This is a genomic window from Mesorhizobium hunchu (genome assembly GCF_040081975.1).
Taxonomy (GTDB): Bacteria; Pseudomonadota; Alphaproteobacteria; order Rhizobiales; family Rhizobiaceae; genus Mesorhizobium; species Mesorhizobium hunchu.
In genome coordinates this window covers 73,553-94,320 of record NZ_JBEBMG010000004.1, presented here as the reverse complement: position 1 = coordinate 94,320, position 20,768 = coordinate 73,553, and the positions used below count along the sequence as shown (strand labels likewise).

Here is a 20,768-nt window from a genome sequence, read left to right as displayed (position 1 = left end):
AGCGGCCTTCCGGCCTCAATCCTTGCTGATGAAGCGCGACGGATGCACGTCCATCACGTTGTCGACGAAGCCATGCAGCTTCGGAGACACGATGTCCTTGTAGGAATAGTAGAGCAGCGGAATGTTGCCGACGTCGTCGATCATGATCTGCTCGGCGTCGGCGAGGTCTTTCATGCGCTTTTCGGGCTGTCCGCCGTCAGCGGCCGCCTTGTTCATCGCCTCCTCGAATTTGGGGCTGTTGTAGCGCGAATAATTGTTGCCGCTGGCCGCCCGCGAGATGCCGAGGAAGGTCTCGGGATCCTTGTAGTCGGCGATCCAGCCGGCGCGTGCCAGGTCGTAGTCGCCCTTCTGCTCGAGGAAAGCGTAATGCGTCTTGGTATCGGTGTTGATCAGGCTGACGTCGACGCCGAGGGGCTTCAACTGCTCCTGGATCGCCACCGCGGTGTTCTTGTTGTTTTCCGACGTGTTGTAGCGGATCTGCATCTTCAGCGGCTTGTCCGGTCCGTAGCCGAGCTTGGAGAGGATCTTCGTCGCCTCGTCCTCGCGGTCGATCTGGGCCATGTCAGCGAACTTGGCCATAGAAGGCGTGTAGCCCTCGATGCCGGGAGGCACCATCGAATAGGCCGGCAGCATCGAATTCTGCCACACCTTCTCGGCCAGGAAGTCGCGGTCGATGGCCATGGAGATAGCGTTGCGCAGCTCGACGTTGTCCCACGGCGCCTTGTCGGTCTTGATGGCGAAATAGAAGGTACCGAGATAGGGACCGATGTGGATCTTGTCGCCGAACTTGGCCTTCAGGTCGGCAAGCTGTTCGGTCGGCAGGTCGTTGTAGCTGTCGAGCTCGCCCGCCTCGAAACGCTTCATCGCCGAGGAGCGGTCCTCGGTGGTGATATAGTTGACCGTGTCGAGCTTGACCGTGTCCGCATCCCAGAATTTCGGGTTTTTGACCAGCTTGATGTGGTCGTTGGGCACCCATTCGGCCAATGTATAGGCGCCGTTCGAAACCAGCTTGCCCGGCTTGATCCAGTCGGCGCCCAGCTTTTCGATCGACGCCTTGTTGACCGGATAGTTCGCCTGGTGCGTCAGCATTTCGAGGAAGTACGGCGTCGGCGCGTTGAGCGTGATCTCGAGCGTATGGTCGTCGATAGCCTTGACGCCCATGTCCTCGAGCTTGCCCTTCTTGGTGTTGACGTCCTCGGCGCCCTTTATGGGATAGAGCATGGACGCATATTCGGCGCCCGTGGCCGGATCCTCCAGGCGGCGGAAGGAATAGACGAAGTCTTCCGCGGTCACGGGCGAGCCATCGGACCAGACGCCGTCCTTGCGCAGCTTGAACGTATAGACCGTGCCGTCGTCGGAAACCGTCCAGCTTTCGGCTGCGCCTGGAACGACGTTCGCCTTGGCATCCTGCATCACAAGCCCCTGAAAGAGATCGCGCAGGATGTCGGCTTCGTAGATGGTCGAGGTCTTGTGCGGATCGAGCGATTCCGGCTCGGCGGCCGAACCCCGGTTGTAGACCGTATCCGCGAAGGCTGGCGCATGGAACGCGCCGACGGAAACAGCAAGGGTAGCGGCGAACACGGTCGCCTTCAGCAGGGTTTTAAGCATCTGGTTCTCCCTGTGGCGCCGCCCCCTCAGACACGCCATACGAGTGTTGACGCCCAGGAACCGGTTCCTCCGGTTTCTGTGAGCGAGCCGTCGGTTCCCATCCGCGGCTGGTGAGAGGACACTAGACAGGCGGAAATCTTATTTCAACATCGTCCCGTCTGCCCTTGGGGCAAGTCCTACAACCATCGGCTTCCGGTCCCTGGAGACGATGCGCCTGCCGGCACTACAACCGTTACAAAACCTCAAGTTGCATTTCTGCTTTGATCTTTGTCGATGGACGCGCGCCACACTATGCGTATGGCCAAGGACCTGCAATTCTGGACACCATGCCGCCACAGGCGCGCTTTCCTCTTCGACCGGCGGGGAACGTCCGCCGTGGAATTCGCCATGCTGGCACCGCTGTTCATCCTGCTTTTGCTCGGCATGGTTGCATATGGCATCTATTTCGGGGCAAGCCATTCCGTCCAGCAGATTGCCGCGGATGCCGCCCGGACCGCAATATCGGGCCTCGACCAGCAGGAACGACAGCAACTGGTCAACAGCTTCGTCCAGAAAAACGCCGGCGACTATCCTTTCGTGGACATCGCAGGATTGACGGTGAGCGCGCAGGACAGCACCGCCGACGGTTCCCAGTTCGTCGTCTCGGTGCGCTACGACGCCCGCAACCTGCCGATCTGGGACCTGCTTTCCGGCCTGCCGATGCCCGACGTGATTATCGCCAGAAGCTCGACAATCCGAATCGGGGGACTGTGATGCGGCGTTCAGCACCCGATGCCCGGCCCTGGCGCTCGTTTCTGCGCGATCGCCGCGGTAATTTCGCGGTCATGACGGCGCTATGCGTGCCGGTTGCCGTGTGCCTTGCCGCCGTCGCGGTCGACGAAGGCTCGCTCTACACCGAGCGCCGCGAGGTCCAGGCGCTGGCCGACCTGGCGGCAATCACGGCCGCGGCCAATATCGAAACGGCGGAAGACGCCGCCCGCACGGCGCTAAGCGACAACGGCCTTGTCGCGGCAGATACGGACGACCCGGCCACGGCGGATACGAACCCCGGCACGCCACGGCTGCGCGTCGTGCGCGGCCGTTACACGGCCGATCCATCCATTGCCGCCTCCGACAGGTTCGAGCCGGACAAGACGCCTTACAACGCCGTCGAAGTGCGGTTGCAGAAGCGGGGGCAACTGTTCTTCGGCAGTGCCCTTATGGCACCGCCGACGATCGCGGCCACGGCCATCGCAAGCACGAGCGCGCAGGCGGCTTTCTCGATCGGCACCCGCCTCCTCAGGCTCGACGGCGGCATGCTGAACGCGGTGCTGGGCAGCCTGCTCGGCACCACCCTTTCCCTCGACGTCATGGATTACAATTCCCTGATCTCCGCCGACGTCGACGTGCTGTCCTTTCTCGACGCTCTTGCGACGGAACTGGATCTGACGGCAGGGAGCTACGACGACGTGCTGGATGCCGACGCCACCGTCGGGCAGATCGTGGCGGCGCTGGCGAAAGTGCCCGGTACAAACGCCAGGAACCGCCTTACCCTGCAAAGCATGGCGGCCGGTGCGACAAACGATCTTTCCATCCCGCTCAGCCACCTTGTCGATCTCGGTTCGCTCGGTCGTCTTGCGCTGGGGCAGCGCTCACCCGGCCTGCCGGTCGAGGCCAGCATCATGAGCCTCGTTTCGGCGTCGGCCGCGCTGGCGAACAGGGCGCACCAGGTGGAGGTCGATCTCGGCGCGACCATTCCGGGACTGACCTCAGCCAGATTGGCCATTGCGATCGGCGAGCCCCCGCAATCCTCACCGTGGCTCTCCGTCGGCGAGATCGGAACCGTGGTGCGGACGGCCCAGACCAGGATCAGGCTGACGGCTTCCGTCAGCATTCCGAACCCCGCAGCCGGCGGCGGCGTCAAGCTCCTGTCCGTCACCTTGCCGCTGCATGTCGAGATCGCCCATGCCGAAGCCCGGCTCACGGACATCAGTTGCGCCGCGGGCCGGCCCGACAGGCCGCGCGTCACGATCGCGGCACAGCCAGGCGTGGCGACCTTGCGGCTGGCCGAAAGCCCCGACAGCGGCTTTGCCGACTTCAGCAGGCCGCAGAGCTTTCATGACGCCACCATCGCGGAGGTCAGCCTCAAGCTGCTCCTCCTGAACCTCGATCTCTTGAAGGTGAACGGCCAAGCCGCCGTCGAGGTCGCCAATCTCACGCCGACGACGCTGACATTCGACAGTACTGAGATCGCGGCCGCGAAGACGAAGACCGTCTCGACCAGGAACATCACCCAGTCGCTCCCGCTGTCGCTGGTCAACAATCTGTCGCTGTCCGTCAGCGCGCTCGGGCTCGGCATCGACGTCACCGCGCTGCTCGGCACGGTCAAGCCCGCGGTGACTGCCCTACTGACCTCCGTTACGGCACCGGTGGATACGCTGCTCTATAACACACTCGCCATGCTGGGCATCGGCATCGGCCAGGCGGATGTGCGCGTGACCGGCGCAACCTGCGGCCGCGCCGTGCTGGTGCAGTGAGCGGCGCGGTCAGCCGAGTTGGCCGATGAAGGCGCGAAGGCCGGCAAGGGAAATGACGCCTTGCCGCTGCGACGCGCCGTAGCCGGCGAAATCCACCGGTTCGACCGGACCGAGATCGCAGGGCATCGGCCAATCGGCCGTTCCGTCACCGAAATTGAAGACGCACAGCAGTTTTTCGTCCTGCCATTCGCGGATGAAGGCGAGCAGATTCCCTTCGGCTTCGAGGAAGCGGATCGAGCCGCAGACCAGCGCCGGATGCGCACGGCGGATGCCGAGCACGGCGCGGTAGTGGGTCAGCACCGAATTCACGTCCGGCGCCTGGACGTCGACGGCACGGGCGCGCTGGCTGTCCGGCACCGGCAACCACGGCCTGCCGGTCGAGAAGCCCGCATTGGGCGCATCTTTTTCCCAGACCATCGGCGTGCGGCAGCCGTCGCGCCCCTTGTTGCCGGGCCAGAAGCGGATGCCGACGGGATCGCGCAAATCCGTATAGGCAAGCTCGGCCTGCTCCAGGCCCAGTTCCTCGCCTTCGTAGAGGCAGATCGAGCCGCGCAGGCAGGCGAGAAGCTCGATGGCGAACCTGGCCACCGCGCCGGGATCACCGCCGGGCCGGGTCCAGCGCGTGACATGGCGCACGACGTCGTGGTTGGAGAAAGCCCAGCAGACCCAGCCGTCCGGCGCGCCGCGCTCGAACGCCTCGACGCAACCGCGGACATATGCCGCGGAAAAATCGCCGCCCAGCATGTCGAAGGTGTAGCACATGTTGAGCTTGTCGCCGCCGGACGTGTAGGCCGCGAGCGTTTGCAGCGAACGGTCTTCGTCGCCGATCTCGCCAACGGCGGCCCGGTCGCCCGCATCGTCCAGCACGGCGCGCAGACGGCGAAGAAAATCAAGGTTTTCCGGCTGCGTCTTGTCGAACAGGTGCTCCTGGTAGAGGTAGGTGCTGTTCTGGTCGATGGTGCCGGCGATGCTTTCGGGCAGCGGCGGGTTGGAGCGCAGCCAGCGATCCTGGAAATAGTAGTTGACCGTGTCGAGACGGATTCCGTCGACGCCCCGATCCAGCCAGAAGCGCACGGCGTCGAGCAGAGCGTCCTGCACGGCTTTATTGTGGAAATTGAGCGCCGGCTGGGCGGCAAGGAAATTGTGCAGGTAATATTGCCGGCGCGTCGCGTCCCATTCCCAGGCAGGGCCGCCGAAGACCGAGAGCCAATTGTTGGGCGCCGTACCGTCGGGTTGCGTGTCTGCCCAGACGTACCAATCGGCCTTGGCGTTGTCGCGGCTGGAACGGCTTTCCACGAACCAGTCGTGCTTGTCGGACGTGTGGGCCAGGACCTGGTCGATGATGACCTTGAGGCCAAGCCGATGCGCCTCGGCCACCAGTGCGTCGAAATCGGCCATCGTGCCGAACATCGGGTCGACGGCGCGGTAGTCCGACACGTCGTAGCCCATGTCGGCCATGGGCGACTTGAAGAAGGGCGACAGCCAGACGGCGTCTGCGCCGAGCGACGCGACATGGCCGAGCCGGCGGGTGATGCCCTTCAGGTCGCCGCTGCCGTCGCCGGTCGTGTCCTGATAGGAGCGCGGATAGATCTGGTAGATGACGCAGCCGCGCCACCATTCGCCCGTCGTCGCCTCGGCCATCGTCTATCCCGCCTCCGAACCCGTCCTGCGATCAACCATGAAAGCCACGCTGCGCCCCGCGACCGCGGCGCCGGAATCCGGCTGGTCTGCCAAGGCGGAAATCCAGCGATAGCCCACCCGGCTCGGCAAGGCGAATGTCGAGGCACGCCGGTCGCCGTTGAGGAGCACGGCCAGCCGGCCGCCATCGGCGTCGCGCAGGATCATGGCGAGGCGATGACGGGCCGGATCCCGCCACGCCGCATCGTCGAGAACGGCACCGGTCTCGGTCAGCCATTCGACGTCCGGTATCGAGCCGTCGACAGGCCCGCCGGTGAGAAAGCCGACCGCCCCCAGGGCGGGTGTCGCGCGCCGCAGCGCCGATAGCGCCGCCACGAAATCCTCCAGTTCGGTGTCGCGGCCGGCCCAGTCCAGCCAGGTCGTCTCGTTGTCCTGCGCATAGGCGTTGTTGTTGCCATGCTGGCTGCGGCCGAATTCGTCGCCCGCCGTCAGCATGACAGCGCCGCGCGAGGCTAACAGGGTCGCAAGCAGCGCGCGCATGTCGGCCTTGCGGCGGGCGCGAACGGCCGGATCGTCGGTTTCGCCCTCGACACCGTCGTTCCATGAAAAATTCTCGTCGTGGCCGTCTCGGTTGTTCTCGCCGTTGGCCTCGTTGTGTTTCTTCGCATAGGCGGTGAGATCGGCCAGCGTCATGCCGTCATGAGCGGCGATGAAGTTCACGGTGCGGGTGTCGGCGGCAGACCCTCCAAACACGTCGGACGAACCGGCAAGCCGCGTCGCCAGCGCGCCGACTGCGCCGGCATCGCCGCGCCAGAAACGGCGCACATCGTCGCGGAAGCGATCGTTCCATTCGAGGAAAGGCGGAGGGAAATTGCCGAGCTGGTAGCCGTTCCTGCCGATATCCCAAGGCTCCGCGATCAGCACGCGGTCGGAGAGCAACGGGTCGGCGCGCATGGCTTCCAGCAGCGGCGCATCCTTGTGATAGCCATTTTCGTCGCGGCCGAGGATCGGGGCCAGATCGAAACGGAAACCGTCGATGCCGGCATGGCGCACGAAATGACGCAGGCTGTCGAGGATCAGGTCTTGGACGACAGGCCGATCGCAGGCCAGCGTGTTGCCGGTGCCGGTGTCGTTGATGAGCTTTCCGTCCGCGTCATGCCGATAGTAGGTCCGCGCATCCAGCCCGCGCAGGGACAAGATCGGACCCAGCGCGTCGCTCTCGCCCGTATGATTGAAGACCACGTCGAGGATGATGCCGATGCCGGCCTCGTGCAGCGCGTCCGCCGCTTCGCGCAGATCGGCCAGACCGCCGGGCGCCAGACGTGGATCGAGCGCCATGAAGGTGACGGGGTTGTAGCCCCAGGCGTTGGTCAACCCCAGCGGCGCCAGATGGCGCTCGTCGATCCAGGCGGCGACCGGCATCAGCTCGACGGCCGACACGCCGAGCTTTTTCAGGTGCTCGATGACGGCCGGCGCTTTCAGCGCGCGCAAGGTGCCGCGATCCGGCTCCGGCACGTCGGGATGGCGGATCGAGAACGCCCTGACCGGCAGTTCGTAAATCAGGCCGCCGGGCTCGAAGAGCGGGGGCTGTTTGGGACCGGCATCAGGAAGAACTCGCACGATAGCCTTGGGCACGAGCGCGGCGGTATCGCCGCCCTCCCCTCGCCGTGCGGCCAGGCGCGGGTCATAGACGTAAGGCCGGTCGATCTCGACCGCGTAGGGATCGACCAGCAGCTTGTCGGGATCGAACCACTGGCCCTTGCCGGGATCATAAGGACCGTCGGCGCGGAAGCCGTAGCGCTGGCCGGCTTTCAGGCCTGGCACGAAAAGTGCGTGAATACCTTCGCCGTCCGTCTTCAATTCCAGTCGCTGCGTCTCACGTTCGCCATCGAACAGGCAGGCCCAGACGCGCTCCGCCGCGCCCGACCAGACGGCGAAATGGATACCTTTAGAGGAGACGGTTGCGCCGAGGGGATTTTTTGCTTCCCCTTGCAGCAAATGCCGATGAGACGAGCTTACCCCCACCCCTAACCCCTCCCCTCAAGGGGGAGGGGGACCACCCACGCGGTCAACCGGCGCACATCCTCGAAGGTTCTGGCCCGGGCGGCTACAAAGTCCCCCTCCCCCTTGAGGGGAGGGGTTAGGGGTGGGGGTATCAAGCCCACAAACCTCGGCAGGAATCTCATCTGAATCTGCTTATCCGCCGATGCGGATCACGTGATCACGCTCGGCTTGTCGCGGCCGGTATGTTTTCGGATGCCGGCAATGTCCTCGGCGGCGGCGATCAGGTCGGCAAGGGCTTCCTGCGTGTCGATGCAGTGCTTGGCCGCATCCGGTTCATAGTGTTCCATGTAGACGCGCAGCGTCGCGCCGGACGTGCCCGTGCCAGACAGGCGGAAGACGACACGCGCGCCGCCCTCGAACATGACGCGAATGCCCTGATGCTCGCTCACCGAGCCATCGACGGGATCGTGATAGGCGAAATCGTCCGCCTTGGCGACGGTCAGGCCGCGCACCCTAGTGCCGGGCAGCGACGGCAACTTCGCGCGCAGGTCCCGCATCAGCGCGTCGGCCTTTTCGCTCTCGACCTCCTCATAGTCATGGCGCGAATAATAGTTGCGGCCGTAGGTGGCCCAATGCTTCGTCACGATGTCCTTCACGCTCTCGCCGCGCGCGGCGATGACGTTGAGCCAGAACAGCACAGCCCACAGCCCGTCCTTCTCGCGCACATGGTTGGAGCCGGTGCCGAAGCTCTCCTCGCCGCACAGCGTCACCTTGCCGGCATCGAGCAGGTTGCCGAAAAATTTCCAGCCTGTCGGCGTCTCGTAGCAATCGACGCCGATCTTTTCGGCCACGCGGTCCGCCGCCGCGCTCGTCGGCATGGATCGCGCGACGCCGGCGATGCCTTTGGCATAGGCCGGCGCCAGCTTGGCATTGGCCGCCAAAAGGGCCAGGCTGTCGGACGGCGTCACGAACATGCCCTTGCCAACGATCATGTTGCGGTCGCCGTCGCCGTCGGAGGCCGCGCCGAAATCGGGACCGGACGCGCTCATCACATCGTCGTAGAGCGCCTTGGCGTGGACCAGGTTCGGATCCGGATGATGGCCGCCGAAGTCGGGCAGCGGCTTGAAGTTGCGGCAGGTTCCTTCCGGTGCGCCGAGGCGGTTTTCCAGTATCTCCTTGCCGTAGGGACCGGTCACCGCGTGCATGGAATCGAAGGCCATGCGGAAGCCGGACTTGAAGAGTTTTCGCAATGCCTCGAAATCGAACAGGCTTTCCATCAGTTCGGCATAGTCCTTCACCGGATCGATGACCTCGACGGTCATGTCCTCGATCCTGGACGTGCCCAGCGTATCGATATCGATCTCGCCTGCATCCGATATCCGGTATTCCTTGATCGCCTTCGACTTGGCGAAGATAGCGTCGGTCAGCTTCTCGGGCGCAGGCCCGCCGTTCTCGGCATTGTACTTGATGCCGAAGTCCTCGTGCGGTCCGCCGGGATTGTGGCTGGCCGACAGGATGATGCCGCCGAAGGCTTTGTACTTGCGGATAATGTTGGAAGCGGCGGGCGTGGACAGGATGCCGCCCTGCCCCACCATCACCTTGCCGAAGCCGTTGGCGGCGGCGATGCGGAGCGCCTTCTGGATGACCTCGCGGTTGTAGTAGCGGCCGTCGCCGCCGATCACCAGCGTCTTGCCCCGATAGCCGTCGAGCGCGTCGAAGATCGACTGGATGAAGTTTTCCGAATAGTGCGCCTGCTCGAACACCGGCACTTTCTTGCGCAGGCCGGACGTGCCGGGTTTCTGGTCGGAAAAAGGTTTGGTTGCGACGGTTCGTATCATGACTCAGGCGACCTTCCGGGAAAGCAACAGACGGTAGAGTTCAACATAGCGTTCGGCACTGCGGTTCCAGGAAACATCGGCTTTCATCCCCTGACGCTGGATGGAAGACCACACTTCTGCGTTACCATGCGCGCGCATCACGCGATGCAGGGCGTGCAGCAGGGCATCGCCGCTATTGGGCGTGAACTGGAAGCCGGTGGCAACCCCCGCCGAAAGCGCGGCCTCGTTGGCGTCTATGATCGTGTCTGCCAGGCCGCCCGTGCGCGCCACGACCGGCACGCACCCGTAGCGGAGCCCGTAAAGCTGGGTGAGGCCGCAGGGCTCGAAGCGCGACGGAACGAGGATGGCGTCGCAGCCGCCCTGCATGAGGTGCGAAAGCGCCTCGTCATAGCCGATCAGCGTGCCGACGCGACCCCGATGACGGGCGGCAGCGGCCAGCAGCGCGCCTTCCAGCCCCGGATCGCCCGACCCCAGCACCGCCAGCCGCGCACCGGCCGAGACGATGCCGTCGACGGCGCCCGCCAGCATGTCCATGCCCTTCTGCCAGGTCAGGCGGCTGACGACGCAGATGATCGGGCTTTCGTCCCTTTCGAGGTTGAAACGCTCCTCGATCGCCGCCCTGTTCCTGCGCCGCAGCGTCAGATCGGCGGCATCGTAGGTCGCGGCGAGATGCCTGTCTTTCGCGGGATCCCAGATGTCGGTGTCGATGCCGTTGACGATGCCGTAGAGGTCGTCGGCACGCATATTTATCAGCCCGTCCAGGCCCATACCGAATTCGGGCGAGCGGATTTCCTGCGCGTAGGTCGGGCTGACGGTGGTGATGGCCCACGCCGCCTGCAGGCCGGCCTTGAGGAAGCCGACGCCGCCGTAATATTCGACGCCGTCCACCGTCATCGCCTCCGCCGGCAGGCCGAGTTCGCCGAAGACGCCGGCGCCGAACTGGCCCTGGAAGGCGAGGTTATGGACCGTCATGACGGTCGGGGTCGCCACCGCTTTGCCGTAGCGCATATAGGCCAGCGTCATCGCCGCCTGCCAGTCATGGGCGTGGACGACATCGGGCCTGTAACCGGCGATTGCGCCGGCGGCGATGTCGCCGCCGACCTGGGAGAGCGCGGCGAAGCGGCGCCAGTTGTCCGGCCAGTCGCGCCCGGCCGGATCGCCATACGGACCACCGCCGGGACGGTTGAAGAGATGCGGCGCGTCCAGCACGAAGAGATCGAGATCGCCGATCCGCACGGCGTGGACCGCCGCCTTGCCGCCATGCAGCGACGGGTATTGCAGGACGGCCTTCCTTTTCCTGAAAGCCTCCATCACCACCGGGTAACCGGGAAGGAGCGAGCGCATGGCCACGCCCTTGCCGGCAAGCGCGATCGGCAGCGCACCGGCGACATCCGCCAGCCCGCCGGTCTTGACCAGCGGAAAGATCTCGGAGGCGACGGAGAGGACTTGCATCAAAAGACTTCCTGCGTCGCGCGACATTCACCCCCACCCCTGACCCCTCCCCACAAGGGGGAGGGGGATTCGGCCTGTGCCCTAATACCGACTGCTTCCGCATAGAAGGAAAGGCAGGCGGGTCCCCCTCCCCCTTGCGGGGAGGGGTTAGGGGTGGGGGTACGCCGGGCTTTCAACTCAAGCCCCCAGCTTGTCGATCATCGGCTGGGTGATCAGGCATATCCCCTTTTCCGTCACGCGGAAGCGCTTGGCGTCCGCGACCGGATCCTCACCCACGACCAGCCCCTCGGGTATCTTCACGCCATGGTCGATGACGACGTTCTTCAGATGCGCGTTGCGACCGACGTGACAGTCGGGGAGCATGACGACGTGATCGAGCGTCGAATAGGAGTTGATGCGCGCGCCGGTGAAGACGAGGCTGTGCCTGAGCGACGCGCCGGACACGATGCAGTCGCCCGAGATGAGCGACGAGACGGCCATGCCGCGCCGGCCGTCGTCGTCGTGCACGAACTTGGCCGGCGGCTTCAGTTCGGCATAGGTCCAGATCGGCCAGTCGCGGTCGTAGAGGTCGAGCTCGGGCGTCACGTCTGTCAGGTCGATATTGGCCTCCCAATAGGCGTCGATCGTGCCGACGTCGCGCCAGTAGGGTTGCGCCTCCTGGCTGGAACGTACGCAGGATTTGGCGAAGCGGTGGGCGATCGCCTTGCCGTCCTTGACGATGGCCGGAATGATATCCTTGCCGAAGTCGCGGCTCGAATTGGGATCGGCGGCGTCCTTGCGCAGGAGGTCCATCAGGAATTTCGTGCGGAACACGTAGATGCCCATCGACGCCAGCGCGAAATCCGGCTTGTCGGGGATGCCGGGCGGATCGGCGGGCTTCTCCACGAAGGCGATGATGTTGTCCTTCGCATCGACGTGCATCACGCCGAAGCCGGTCGCCTCCATGCGCGGCACTTCGAGACACCCCACGGTCACGTCGGCATTGGCGTCGACATGCTGGCGCAGCATCAGTTCGTAGTCCATCTTGTAGATGTGGTCGCCCGCCAGGATGACCATGAACTCCGGCCCGTAGGCCTCGATGATGTCGATGTTCTGGTAGACGGCGTCGGCCGTGCCTTCGTACCACTGCGTTTCGGAAACGCGCTGGGAAGCCGGCAGGATATCGAAGCTCTCGTTGCGCTCGGGGCGCAAAAAATTCCAGCCGCGCTGCAGGTGCCGGATCAGCGAATGCGCCTTGTATTGGGTCGCGACGCCGAGGCGGCGGATGCCGGAATTGAGCGCATTCGACAGCGCGAAATCGATGATGCGGGTCTTGCCGCCGAAATAGACGGCCGGCTTGGCGCGCCGGTCCGTCAATTCCTTCAGCCGGCTGCCGCGCCCGCCCGCGAGCACATAGGCCATGGCGTCGCGGGCCAGAGGCTGGGTTCGTTTCAAGTCTGCCATGTTACCCTCCCAAAACGCTCCCGGCGTCTAACCGCCCAGGAATTCCAGCATGATCGTCGACAGCGGCGGCAAGGTCAGCGAAGCGGCGCCCCCCTCGCCTTCCCGGCGCGCCTCGACCTCGCCGCCATTGCCCATGCCCGAGCCGCCATAGTCCGCGGCATCGGTGTTGATGATCTCGCGCCAGGCGCCTGCATGCGGCAGGGGAATGCGATAACCCTGCCTCGGCACGGGCGTGAAATTCGAGACGACGGCCACCGGATTCTCGCCCGGCGCCTTGCGCAGCCAGGCGAAGACGGAGTTCTCACTGTCGTCGACGATCAGCCATTCGAAGCCGTCCGGCTCGCAGTCGCGCGCATGCAGGGCGGGGCGCGAGCGGTAGAGATAGTTCAGGTCGCGGACCATCTGGCGCATGCCGCTGTGCGGCTTGTATTGCAGAAGCTCCCAGTCGAGCGGGCGCGCCTCGCTCCATTCGCGCCGTTGAGCGAATTCCTGACCCATGAACAGCAGCTTCTTGCCCGGATAGCCCCACATGAAGGCATAGAAGGCGCGCAGCGTGGCGAATTTCTGCCAGTCGTCGCCCGCCATCTTGGCAATCAGCGTCCCCTTGCCGTGCACCACCTCGTCGTGGCTGAGCGGCAGCACGAAGTTTTCCGAGAACGCGTACATCAGGCCGAAGGTGAGATCGTTATGATGGTGCTTGCGATGGATCGGCTCCCTGGAAAAATACTCCAGCGTGTCGTGCATGAAGCCCATGTTCCACTTGAAGCCGAAGCCCAGCCCGCCTTCGTGCACCGGTTGCGAGACCTTCGGCCACGACGTCGATTCCTCGGCGATTGTCATGACGCCGGGATGATGGCCGTATAGCTCCTTGTTCATGCGCTGGAGAAAGGCGACGGCCTCGAGATTCTCCCGGCCGCCCTTCTCGTTGGGGATCCACTCGCCTTCCTTGCGCGAGTAATCGAGGTAGAGCATGGAGGCCACCGCGTCCACGCGCAGCCCGTCGACGTGATATTTCTCGGCCCAGTAGAGCGCGTTGTTGACGAGGAACTCGGCGACCTCGCGGCGGCCGAAATTGTAGATCAGCGTGTTCCAATCGGGGTGGAAGCCCTTGCGCGGATCGGCGTGCTCGTAGAGCGCGGTGCCGTCGAAGCGCACGAGGCCGAACTCGTCGACCGGGAAATGCGCCGGCACCCAATCGAGGATGACGCCGACGCCCGCCCGGTGCGCGCCGTCGACTAAGCGGGCGAAGCCGGCCGGGTCGCCGAAGCGCGCGGTCGGCGCGTAAAGCCCGGTTGTCTGGTAGCCCCAGGAGGGATCGAAAGGGTGCTCGGAGATCGGCAGGAACTCGATATGGGTGAAGCCGGTATCGACGACATAGGGGATCAGCCGCTCGGCCAGTTCGTCCCAGGTCAGGAACGAGCCATCGTCATGGCGCCGCCATGATCCTGCGTGGACCTCGTAGATCGAGACCGCCTCGCGCCTGATGTCGGCGCCGCGCCAGAAGTTTCGGTGCGCTTCGTCGCCCCATTCGTGGGCCAGCGGCGAGGCGGTGACCGAGGCGTTGGCCGGGCGCAGTTCTGATTTGAAGGCGAACGGATCGGCCTTGAGCGGCAGGCGAACGCCCTGTGCGCCGACGATCTCGAACTTGTAGGGCCGACCTGCGCCGATATCGGGAATGAAGATTTCCCAGATGCCGGTGTCGCGCCGGTCGCGCATGGGATGGCGGCGGCCGTCCCAGTCGTTGAAATCGCCGACGACCGACACGCGTTTCGCGTTGGGCGCCCAGACGGCGAAATGCACGCCGCTCGCCCCCTCGTGGTCGATCAGGTGCGCGCCGAGCTTGTCGAACAGGCGCAGATGCGAGCCTTCGGCGATGTAGTAATCATCCATCGGCCCCAGCACAGGCCCGAAGGAATAAGGATCGGTGACCCACCACTCGCCGCCGTTGTTGCGCGCGCGATAGCGCAGGGGCTGGCGCTTGCGAAGCGTGAGCTTTCCCTCGAAGAACCCTGCCGGGTCGCACCTTTCGAGCTGGCCAATCTCCTTGCCGTCCAGCGTGAAGGCGCAAACGTCCTCGGCATTCGGAATGAAGCAGCGGGCGACGAACCCCTTGCCGACCTGCTGGATGCCCAGAACCGCGAACGGATCGCCATGCGTTCCCGCGACAATGGCGGAGACATCGCCGGCCGATGCCCGGCCATCCGTTCCGTCCGTCGCAGCGGTCGCGCGCGGCTTCTTCAATCGGCATCCTCCCTGGGCACCGGCCCCGTTGCCGAGACCTCATGCAATCACATCACGCAGGCACGTTCCAGATATCTTTCGCATATTCGCGGATGGTCCGGTCGGACGAGAACCAGCCGACGCGGGCGACATTGCGGATGGCCCTGGCGTTCCAGTCGTGCGGGTCGCGCCAGACATCGTCCACCGTCCGCTGGGCTGCGGCATAGGCGTCGAAATCGGCCGCGACCATGAACCAGTCGCTGTCGTAGAGCCCGCTGACGAGATCGCGGTAGCGGTCGGGATCGCCGGGCGAGAAGACGCCCGACGAAATAGCCGACAGGGCCTGCGAAAGCTCGGGCGAGCCTTCGATCACCGCGCGCGGCTGATAGCCGCCGCTGCGGCGCTCCGCCACCTCGTTGGCCTTCAACCCGAAGATGAAGATGTTGTCGTCGCCGACCCGCTCGCGGATCTCGACATTGGCGCCATCCAGCGTGCCGATGGTGAGCGCGCCGTTGAGCGCGAACTTCATGTTGCCGGTTCCCGACGCCTCCATGCCGGCGGTCGAGATCTGCTCCGACAGGTCGGCGCCCGGCATCATCACCTCGGCGCCGCTGACATTGTAGTTGGGGACGAACACGACCTTCAGCAGGCCGCGCACGGCCGGATCGCCGTTGATGACCCTGGCCACGTCGTTGGCCAGTTTGATGATCAGCTTGGCATTATGGTAGCTGGGCGCAGCCTTGCCGCCGAAGAGTTTCACGCGCGGCGCCCAGTCGCGCTCGGGGTGGGAACGAATCTGGTCGTAGAGCGCCACCGCCTCCAGGATGTTCAGAAGCTGGCGCTTGTATTCATGGATGCGCTTGATCTGGATGTCGAACAGGGCCGACGGATCGATGCGGATGCCGAGGCGGCGCGCGACGAGTTCGGCGAGGCGCACCTTGTTGGCGCGCTTGACGGCGGCGAACTTCTCGCGGAAGGCGGCATCGCCGGCGAAGCCATCGAGGTCGCGGATAGCCTCGATATCGTCGAGAAAGCGGTCGCCGATCGCCTCGCGCGCCAGCGCCGTCAGGCCGGCATTGCACTGGAACAGCCAGCGGCGCGGGGTGATGCCGTTGGTCTTGTTGTTGATGCGGCCGGGATAGAGGCTATGCAGGTCGGCGAACACCGTCTTCTTCATCAGATCGGTGTGCAGGGCCGACACGCCGTTGATGGAGTGCGAACCGACGAAGGCAAGGTTGCCCATGCGCACGCGGCGGTCGCCGTTTTCCTGGATCAGCGAGATGCGCGCGATCTGCTCGTCGTTGAAACGTCCGGTGGCGCGCGCCTCCAGAAGCACCTGCGCGTTGATGGCATAGACGAGCTGCATATGGCGCGGCAGCAGCCGCTCGAACAGCGGCACCGGCCAGCTTTCCAGCGCCTCCGGCAGAAGCGTGTGATTGGTGTAGCCGAAGGTGCGCCCGGTGATGCTCCAGGCCCGGTCGAAGTCCATGCCGTGGACGTCCATCAACAGCCGCATCAGTTCGGGCACGGCGATCGCCGGATGGGTGTCGTTCAGATGGATCGCCGCCTTGTCCGGCAGCGACTCCAGTTCGCCATATTGGCTCAGATGCCGTTGCAATATGTCCTGCAGCGAGGCGGAGGAGAAGAAATACTCCTGCCGCAGCCGTAGTTCCTGGCCGGCCATGTGGGAATCGGCCGGATAGAGAACGCGTGAAAGCGCGTCGGCCTTGTTGCTCTCGGCCAGCGCGCCGATGTGGTCGCCGGCGTTGAACTTGTCGAGCAGGATCGGGTCGACCGGCATGCCCGACCACAGCCGCAGCGTGTTGACGCGGTTGGCGCGCCAGCCGACGACGGGCGTGTCGTAGGCGACCGCCAGCACGCGCTCGCCCGGCTTCCAGATATGGCGCTCAAGCCGGCCTTCCTTGTCGGTCACGGATTCGACCGATCCGCCGAAGCCCACCTCGAAGGCACGCTCGCGGCGCTCGAACTCCCAGGAATTGCCGTGATCGAGCCAGGTTTCGGGAAGCTCCACCTGCCAGCCGTCCTGGATTTCCTGGCGGAACATGCCGTTGGCATAGCGGATGCCGTACCCGTGGGCGGGAATGTCGACGGTCGCCATCGATTCCATGAAGCAGGCGGCGAGCCGTCCGAGACCGCCATTGCCGAGCGCGGCGTCAGGCTCCAAAGCGGCGATGACGTCGAAGTCCACGCCGAGCGACGCCAGCGCCTCGCGAACCGTGTTCATCAGGCCAAAATTCGAGAAGGCATCGCGCATGAGCCGCCCGATGAGGAATTCGAGCGACAGGTAGTAGACGCGCTTTTCCTGCTGCTCGTAGGCTTCCTTGGTGGCGCTGATCCAGTGGTCGATGATGCGGTCGCGCACCGCCTTGATGGACGCCGTCAGCCAGTCGTAGGGCGTGGCGACCGTCGTGTCCTTGCCGACACGGTACTTCAGCACCTCGAGGATTTCCGCGGCGAGCGCCTCGGATCCCGGATTGGGAGGAAAGGCCGCGGGGGTCTTGTCCTTGGTCGCGCTCTTCATGCCGCCGTCCCCGCTGTGCATCATCCTTCACCGGCCATCGCAACGTTCCGGCGAAGGGATGCTAACCAAGGCGGCGCTGCGGCTCAATCGATTTAGAGGTCCGGCGCTGCATGGCTGCTATTCGGATATTTGCTCACTATATGAGCAAATGCTCTCTCGTCAAGCAACCTGCTCCAGTTCCGGCGGTTTCTTGGCGCCGGTCATGAAGGCGACCGCGTCCGACATCGAATATTGCTTCGGATCGATGACGGCGAGACGACGGCCAAGGCGGTGGATGTGGATGCGATCCGCCACCTCGAAGACATGCGGCATGTTGTGCGAGATCAGCACGATGGGCAGGCCGCGGCGCTTCACGTCGAGGATCAGCTCGAGCACCCGCCGGCTCTCCTTGACGCCAAGCGCGGCGGTCGGCTCGTCCATGATGATGACGCGGCTGCCGAAGGCGGCGGCACGCGCGACGGCGACGCCCTGACGCTGGCCGCCGGACAGCGTCTCGACCGACTGGCTGATGTTCTGGATGGTCATCAGGCCGAGTTCGGAGAGTTTTTCACGGGCGATCCTGGCCATCCCCGCACGGTCGAGCCGGCGAAACAGCGTTCCCGTCAGGCCGGGTTTCCTCATTTCGCGGCCAAGGAACATGTTGTCGGCGATGGAGAGCGCGGGCGACAAAGCGAGGTTCTGATAGACAGTTTCGATGCCGGCCATCCGCGCCTCCATCGGAGAGCGGAAATGCACGGGCTTGCCGTCCAGCCGGATCTCGCCGGCGTCCGGCACGACGGCGCCGCACAACGCCTTGATGAGCGTCGACTTGCCGGCGCCGTTGTCGCCGATCACCGCGAGGATTTCATTCGGCATCAGGTCGAAATCGGCATTGTCGAGGGCCACCACGCGGCCATAGCGCTTGGTGAGGCCCTTCGCTTCCAGGATCGGTTGCGTGCTCATGCCGAAATCTTCCTGATCCACTGGTCGATGGTGACGGCCAGGATGATGAGAATGCCGACAGTGAATTCCTGCCAGAGCGATTCGAAGCCGGCCAGCGCCAGTCCGTTGCGGAAGACGCCGACGATCAGCGCGCCGAACAGCGTGCCGACGAGTGATCCGCGCCCGCCGAACAGCGAGGTTCCGCCGATGACGACGGCGGTGATGGCGTCGAGGTTGGCGGTCTGGTTGCCGAGCGGAGACGCCGCGCCGATGCGGCCGATCAGCACCCAGCTCGCGATAGCGCAGATGAAGCCCGCCAGCGCATAGACCGCGATCAGCGTGTTGCGCGTGTTGATGCCGGCCAGCCGCGCGGCCTCGGGATCATCACCGGTCGCGTAAACGTGCCGCCCGAAGGCGGTCCGGTTGAGGATGTACCAGACGGCGACCGCGAGCAGGATCATGAGGATCGCACCATAGGTCAGCACCGCGCCGCCGCCGAGGCGGATGGTGTTGCCCGTCCATTGCAGGATCGGCGCGATGGTTTCGATGTCCTGCGCCCGGATCGTTTCCGAATGCGAGACGTAGATGACCATCGAGCCGTAGACGCTCCAGGTGCCGAGCGTGACGATAAACGGCGGCAGGTTGACGATCGCCACCAGCACGCCGTTGATGAAGCCGCAGACGAGGCCCGTCAGCAGGCCGAGCGCGAAGGCGATATCCGGCGGAAAGCCGGCGACGACGGCGAGCCGTCCCATCACGATGGACGACAGCACCATGATGGCGCCGACCGAAAGGTCGATGCCCGCCGTCAGGATGACCAGCGTCTGGGCGATGCCGAGGACGCCGATGATCGTCACCTGCTGCAGCACCAGCGAGAGGTTGAAGGGCGCGAAGAAACGCCCGCCGACGATGACGGAGAAGATCAGCACGCCCGCCAGCAGCACGATAAAGGGAACGGCCGTGGGATATTCGTGCAGGAAGCGCTGCACGTGCCGCAGGCCCGAGCGCCTGTCTTCGTCGAAGCTGGCGACCGCCTTGTCGTGGCCTTCAAGACCACGCTCGGCCGTCGTCGAGCCGATGGAATCGTCACTCATCGCATCCCCTCCCGGGATTGAAGTGTCGGCAGCTTGAGCCTGCCATGTCCCGCCCGAACTGAGAAGAGCGGACGGCGAAGCGCAGGGACGATATCTCTGCGCTCACATTGACTGGCGTGCATAGCGTCCCGCTCAGGCTACGGCCCGGGTCCCACTGCCTCCGGCAGCTCCCCGGTGTTCGAAGCCTTTCGTCGTGCCACCGGCACGACGAATTCGCTACGCGAACCGGCCCTGCCCTCGGCTATGGCCTCGGGCGTTCGTCGCTCGAAAAGCCCATTTCGGGGCTTTTCGTCCGCTTCGCGGACCGGCTTCCTGCCCGGGTCCCGCTGCCTTCGGCAGCTCCCAGGCGTTCGAAGCCTTTCGTCGTGCCACCGGCACGACGAATTCGCTACGCGAACCGGCTTCTCACCCCCAGCAGAGCTTGAGGCCTTCCTCGGTGGTGATGGAAGGGACGCCCTCGACCGGCTTGTCGGTGACGAGTTGCGCGCCAGTATCGAAGAAGTCCTTGCCTTCGGTCGGCTTCGGCTTCTCGCCGGTCTTGGCGAACTTCTCGATCGCCTCCATGGCCATCGCCGCCATCTTGAGCGGATATTGCTGCGAGGTCGCGCCGATGACGCCGGCCTGCACGTTCTTCACGCCCGGGCAGCCGCCGTCGATGGAGACGACCAGCACCGAACCGTCATCCTTGCCGGCGGCCTTGAGGGCCTGATAGCCACCCGCCGCGGCCGGCTCGTTGATCGTGTACATGATGTTCACGTCCGGGCATTTCTGCAGCAGCGTCTCCATGGCGGTGCGTCCGCCATCCTCGGCGCCGCCGGTCATTTCATGGCCGCAGATACGCGCGTCGTCCTCGTCGCCGTATCTCTTGGGATCCTTGATGTCGATGCCGAAGCCCTTCATGAAGCCCTGGTCGCGCAGGTAGTCGACGGTCGGCTGATTGGTGGCGAGGTCGAGGAAGGCGATCTTGGCATCCTTCGCCTTGTCGCCGAGCGTGCCCTTGGCCCACTCGCCGATCAGATTGCCGGCCTTGAAATTGTCCGTGGCGAAGGTGGCGTCGACCGCGTCGATCGGATCGGTCGGCGTATCGAGGTCGATCACCAGCAGACCGGCGTCGCGCGCCTTCTTGATGGTCGGCACGATCGCCGTGGAATCGCTCGGCACGATGGCGAAGCCCTTGGCGCCGGCGGCGATCAGGTTCTCGATCGCGGCGACCTGGCTGTCGTTGTCGCCGTCGAACTTGCCCGCGAAGGTCCTGAGGTCGAGCCCGAGTTCCTTGGCCTTGGCCTGCGCGCCCTCGCGCATCTTGACGAAGAAGGGGTTTCCTTCCGTCTTGGTGATCAGCCCGACGATGTCGGCCGCATGTGAAACGCCGGTCATGGCGCCGGTCATCACAAGGCCCGCGAGCGCGGCCTTCAGGAACGTCAACTTGCTCATGAACTCTCCTCCCGATCAAACAAAGAGCCGGCACAACCGGCGACCCAGCAGGCTCCGG

13 protein-coding genes are annotated in these 20,768 nt (G+C 64.8%); 2 read left to right on the top strand and 11 right to left on the bottom strand.

Annotated features, from left to right (window positions below; genetic code table 11):
- Positions 1-15 precede the first annotated feature (15 nt).
- The gene (locus ABMA46_RS08935) at positions 16-1,608 is read right to left on the bottom strand and encodes a peptide ABC transporter substrate-binding protein (protein WP_348998995.1); all 1,593 of its coding nucleotides are present in this window, start codon (positions 1,606-1,608) and stop codon (positions 16-18) included.
- Between the two features lie 297 nt (positions 1,609-1,905).
- On the opposite strand from ABMA46_RS08935, the gene ABMA46_RS08930 reads away from it, so the two are divergent.
- Both ABMA46_RS08930 and ABMA46_RS08925 read left to right on the top strand, forming a co-directional pair.
- Positions 1,906-2,361, top strand: coding sequence for a TadE/TadG family type IV pilus assembly protein (locus tag ABMA46_RS08930; RefSeq protein WP_348999270.1), 456 nt, complete (start codon positions 1,906-1,908; stop codon positions 2,359-2,361).
- Positions 2,361-4,124: a pilus assembly protein TadG-related protein gene (locus ABMA46_RS08925; protein WP_348998994.1), complete on the top strand. Its 1,764-nt coding sequence runs from the start codon at positions 2,361-2,363 to the stop codon at positions 4,122-4,124. The genes ABMA46_RS08930 and ABMA46_RS08925 overlap by 1 nt, the downstream gene beginning before the upstream one ends.
- A gap of 9 nt (positions 4,125-4,133) precedes the next feature.
- Here the strand turns inward: ABMA46_RS08925 and bglA are convergent, their stop codons facing one another.
- From bglA to ABMA46_RS08875, 10 genes are all read right to left on the bottom strand, one after another.
- Positions 4,134-5,765 (bottom strand): beta-galactosidase BglA, encoded by a 1,632-nt coding sequence (gene bglA, locus ABMA46_RS08920; protein WP_348998993.1) that lies wholly within the window; start codon positions 5,763-5,765, stop codon positions 4,134-4,136.
- A gap of 3 nt (positions 5,766-5,768) precedes the next feature.
- Positions 5,769-7,760, bottom strand: coding sequence for a glycogen debranching protein GlgX (gene glgX, locus ABMA46_RS08915; protein WP_348998992.1), 1,992 nt, complete (start codon positions 7,758-7,760; stop codon positions 5,769-5,771).
- A gap of 215 nt (positions 7,761-7,975) precedes the next feature.
- Complete coding sequence (locus ABMA46_RS08910) at positions 7,976-9,604, bottom strand: alpha-D-glucose phosphate-specific phosphoglucomutase (RefSeq protein ID WP_348998991.1); 1,629 nt, start codon at positions 9,602-9,604, stop codon at positions 7,976-7,978.
- A 3-nt stretch (positions 9,605-9,607) separates the two neighbouring features.
- Positions 9,608-11,056, bottom strand: a complete 1,449-nt coding sequence (gene glgA / locus ABMA46_RS08905) for a glycogen synthase GlgA (protein ID WP_348998990.1) — start codon at positions 11,054-11,056, stop codon at positions 9,608-9,610.
- A 177-nt stretch (positions 11,057-11,233) separates the two neighbouring features.
- Complete coding sequence (gene glgC / locus ABMA46_RS08900; RefSeq protein ID WP_348998989.1) at positions 11,234-12,499, bottom strand: glucose-1-phosphate adenylyltransferase; 1,266 nt, start codon at positions 12,497-12,499, stop codon at positions 11,234-11,236.
- A gap of 27 nt (positions 12,500-12,526) precedes the next feature.
- A complete protein-coding gene (glgB, locus tag ABMA46_RS08895) occupies positions 12,527-14,740 on the bottom strand; it encodes a 1,4-alpha-glucan branching protein GlgB (RefSeq protein WP_348998988.1) in 2,214 nt (737 codons plus the stop codon).
- A gap of 52 nt (positions 14,741-14,792) precedes the next feature.
- Positions 14,793-17,261 (bottom strand): glycogen/starch/alpha-glucan phosphorylase, encoded by a 2,469-nt coding sequence (locus ABMA46_RS08890; protein WP_348998987.1) that lies wholly within the window; start codon positions 17,259-17,261, stop codon positions 14,793-14,795.
- A gap of 159 nt (positions 17,262-17,420) precedes the next feature.
- Positions 17,421-18,203, bottom strand: coding sequence for an ATP-binding cassette domain-containing protein (locus ABMA46_RS08885; protein WP_348998986.1), 783 nt, complete (start codon positions 18,201-18,203; stop codon positions 17,421-17,423).
- On the bottom strand, positions 18,200-19,276 hold the full coding sequence (locus tag ABMA46_RS08880) for an ABC transporter permease (protein WP_348998985.1): 1,077 nt from the start codon (positions 19,274-19,276) through the stop codon (positions 18,200-18,202). The genes ABMA46_RS08885 and ABMA46_RS08880 overlap by 4 nt, the downstream gene beginning before the upstream one ends.
- Positions 19,277-19,681: 405 nt before the next feature.
- Positions 19,682-20,710, bottom strand: coding sequence for a sugar ABC transporter substrate-binding protein (locus tag ABMA46_RS08875; RefSeq protein ID WP_348998984.1), 1,029 nt, complete (start codon positions 20,708-20,710; stop codon positions 19,682-19,684).
- Positions 20,711-20,768 lie beyond the last annotated feature (58 nt).

Excerpts from the sequence above, each read along its gene's own strand:
- ABMA46_RS08885 (WP_348998986.1), bottom strand. The coding sequence starts at position 18,203 with ATGAGCACGCAACCGATCCTGGAAGCGAAGGGCCTCACCAAGCGCTAT.
- glgC (WP_348998989.1), bottom strand. The coding sequence starts at position 12,499 with ATGGCAGACTTGAAACGAACCCAGCCTCTGGCCCGCGACGCCATGGCC.
- bglA (WP_348998993.1), bottom strand. The coding sequence starts at position 5,765 with ATGGCCGAGGCGACGACGGGCGAATGGTGGCGCGGCTGCGTCATCTAC.
- ABMA46_RS08930 (WP_348999270.1), top strand. The coding sequence starts at position 1,906 with ATGGCCAAGGACCTGCAATTCTGGACACCATGCCGCCACAGGCGCGCT.
- ABMA46_RS08880 (WP_348998985.1), bottom strand. The coding sequence starts at position 19,276 with ATGAGTGACGATTCCATCGGCTCGACGACGGCCGAGCGTGGTCTTGAA.
- ABMA46_RS08875 (WP_348998984.1), bottom strand. The coding sequence starts at position 20,710 with ATGAGCAAGTTGACGTTCCTGAAGGCCGCGCTCGCGGGCCTTGTGATG.
- ABMA46_RS08910 (WP_348998991.1), bottom strand. The coding sequence starts at position 9,604 with ATGATACGAACCGTCGCAACCAAACCTTTTTCCGACCAGAAACCCGGC.
- ABMA46_RS08935 (WP_348998995.1), bottom strand. The coding sequence starts at position 1,608 with ATGCTTAAAACCCTGCTGAAGGCGACCGTGTTCGCCGCTACCCTTGCT.
- glgA (WP_348998990.1), bottom strand. The coding sequence starts at position 11,056 with ATGCAAGTCCTCTCCGTCGCCTCCGAGATCTTTCCGCTGGTCAAGACC.
- ABMA46_RS08925 (WP_348998994.1), top strand. The coding sequence starts at position 2,361 with ATGCGGCGTTCAGCACCCGATGCCCGGCCCTGGCGCTCGTTTCTGCGC.
- ABMA46_RS08890 (WP_348998987.1), bottom strand. The coding sequence starts at position 17,261 with ATGAAGAGCGCGACCAAGGACAAGACCCCCGCGGCCTTTCCTCCCAAT.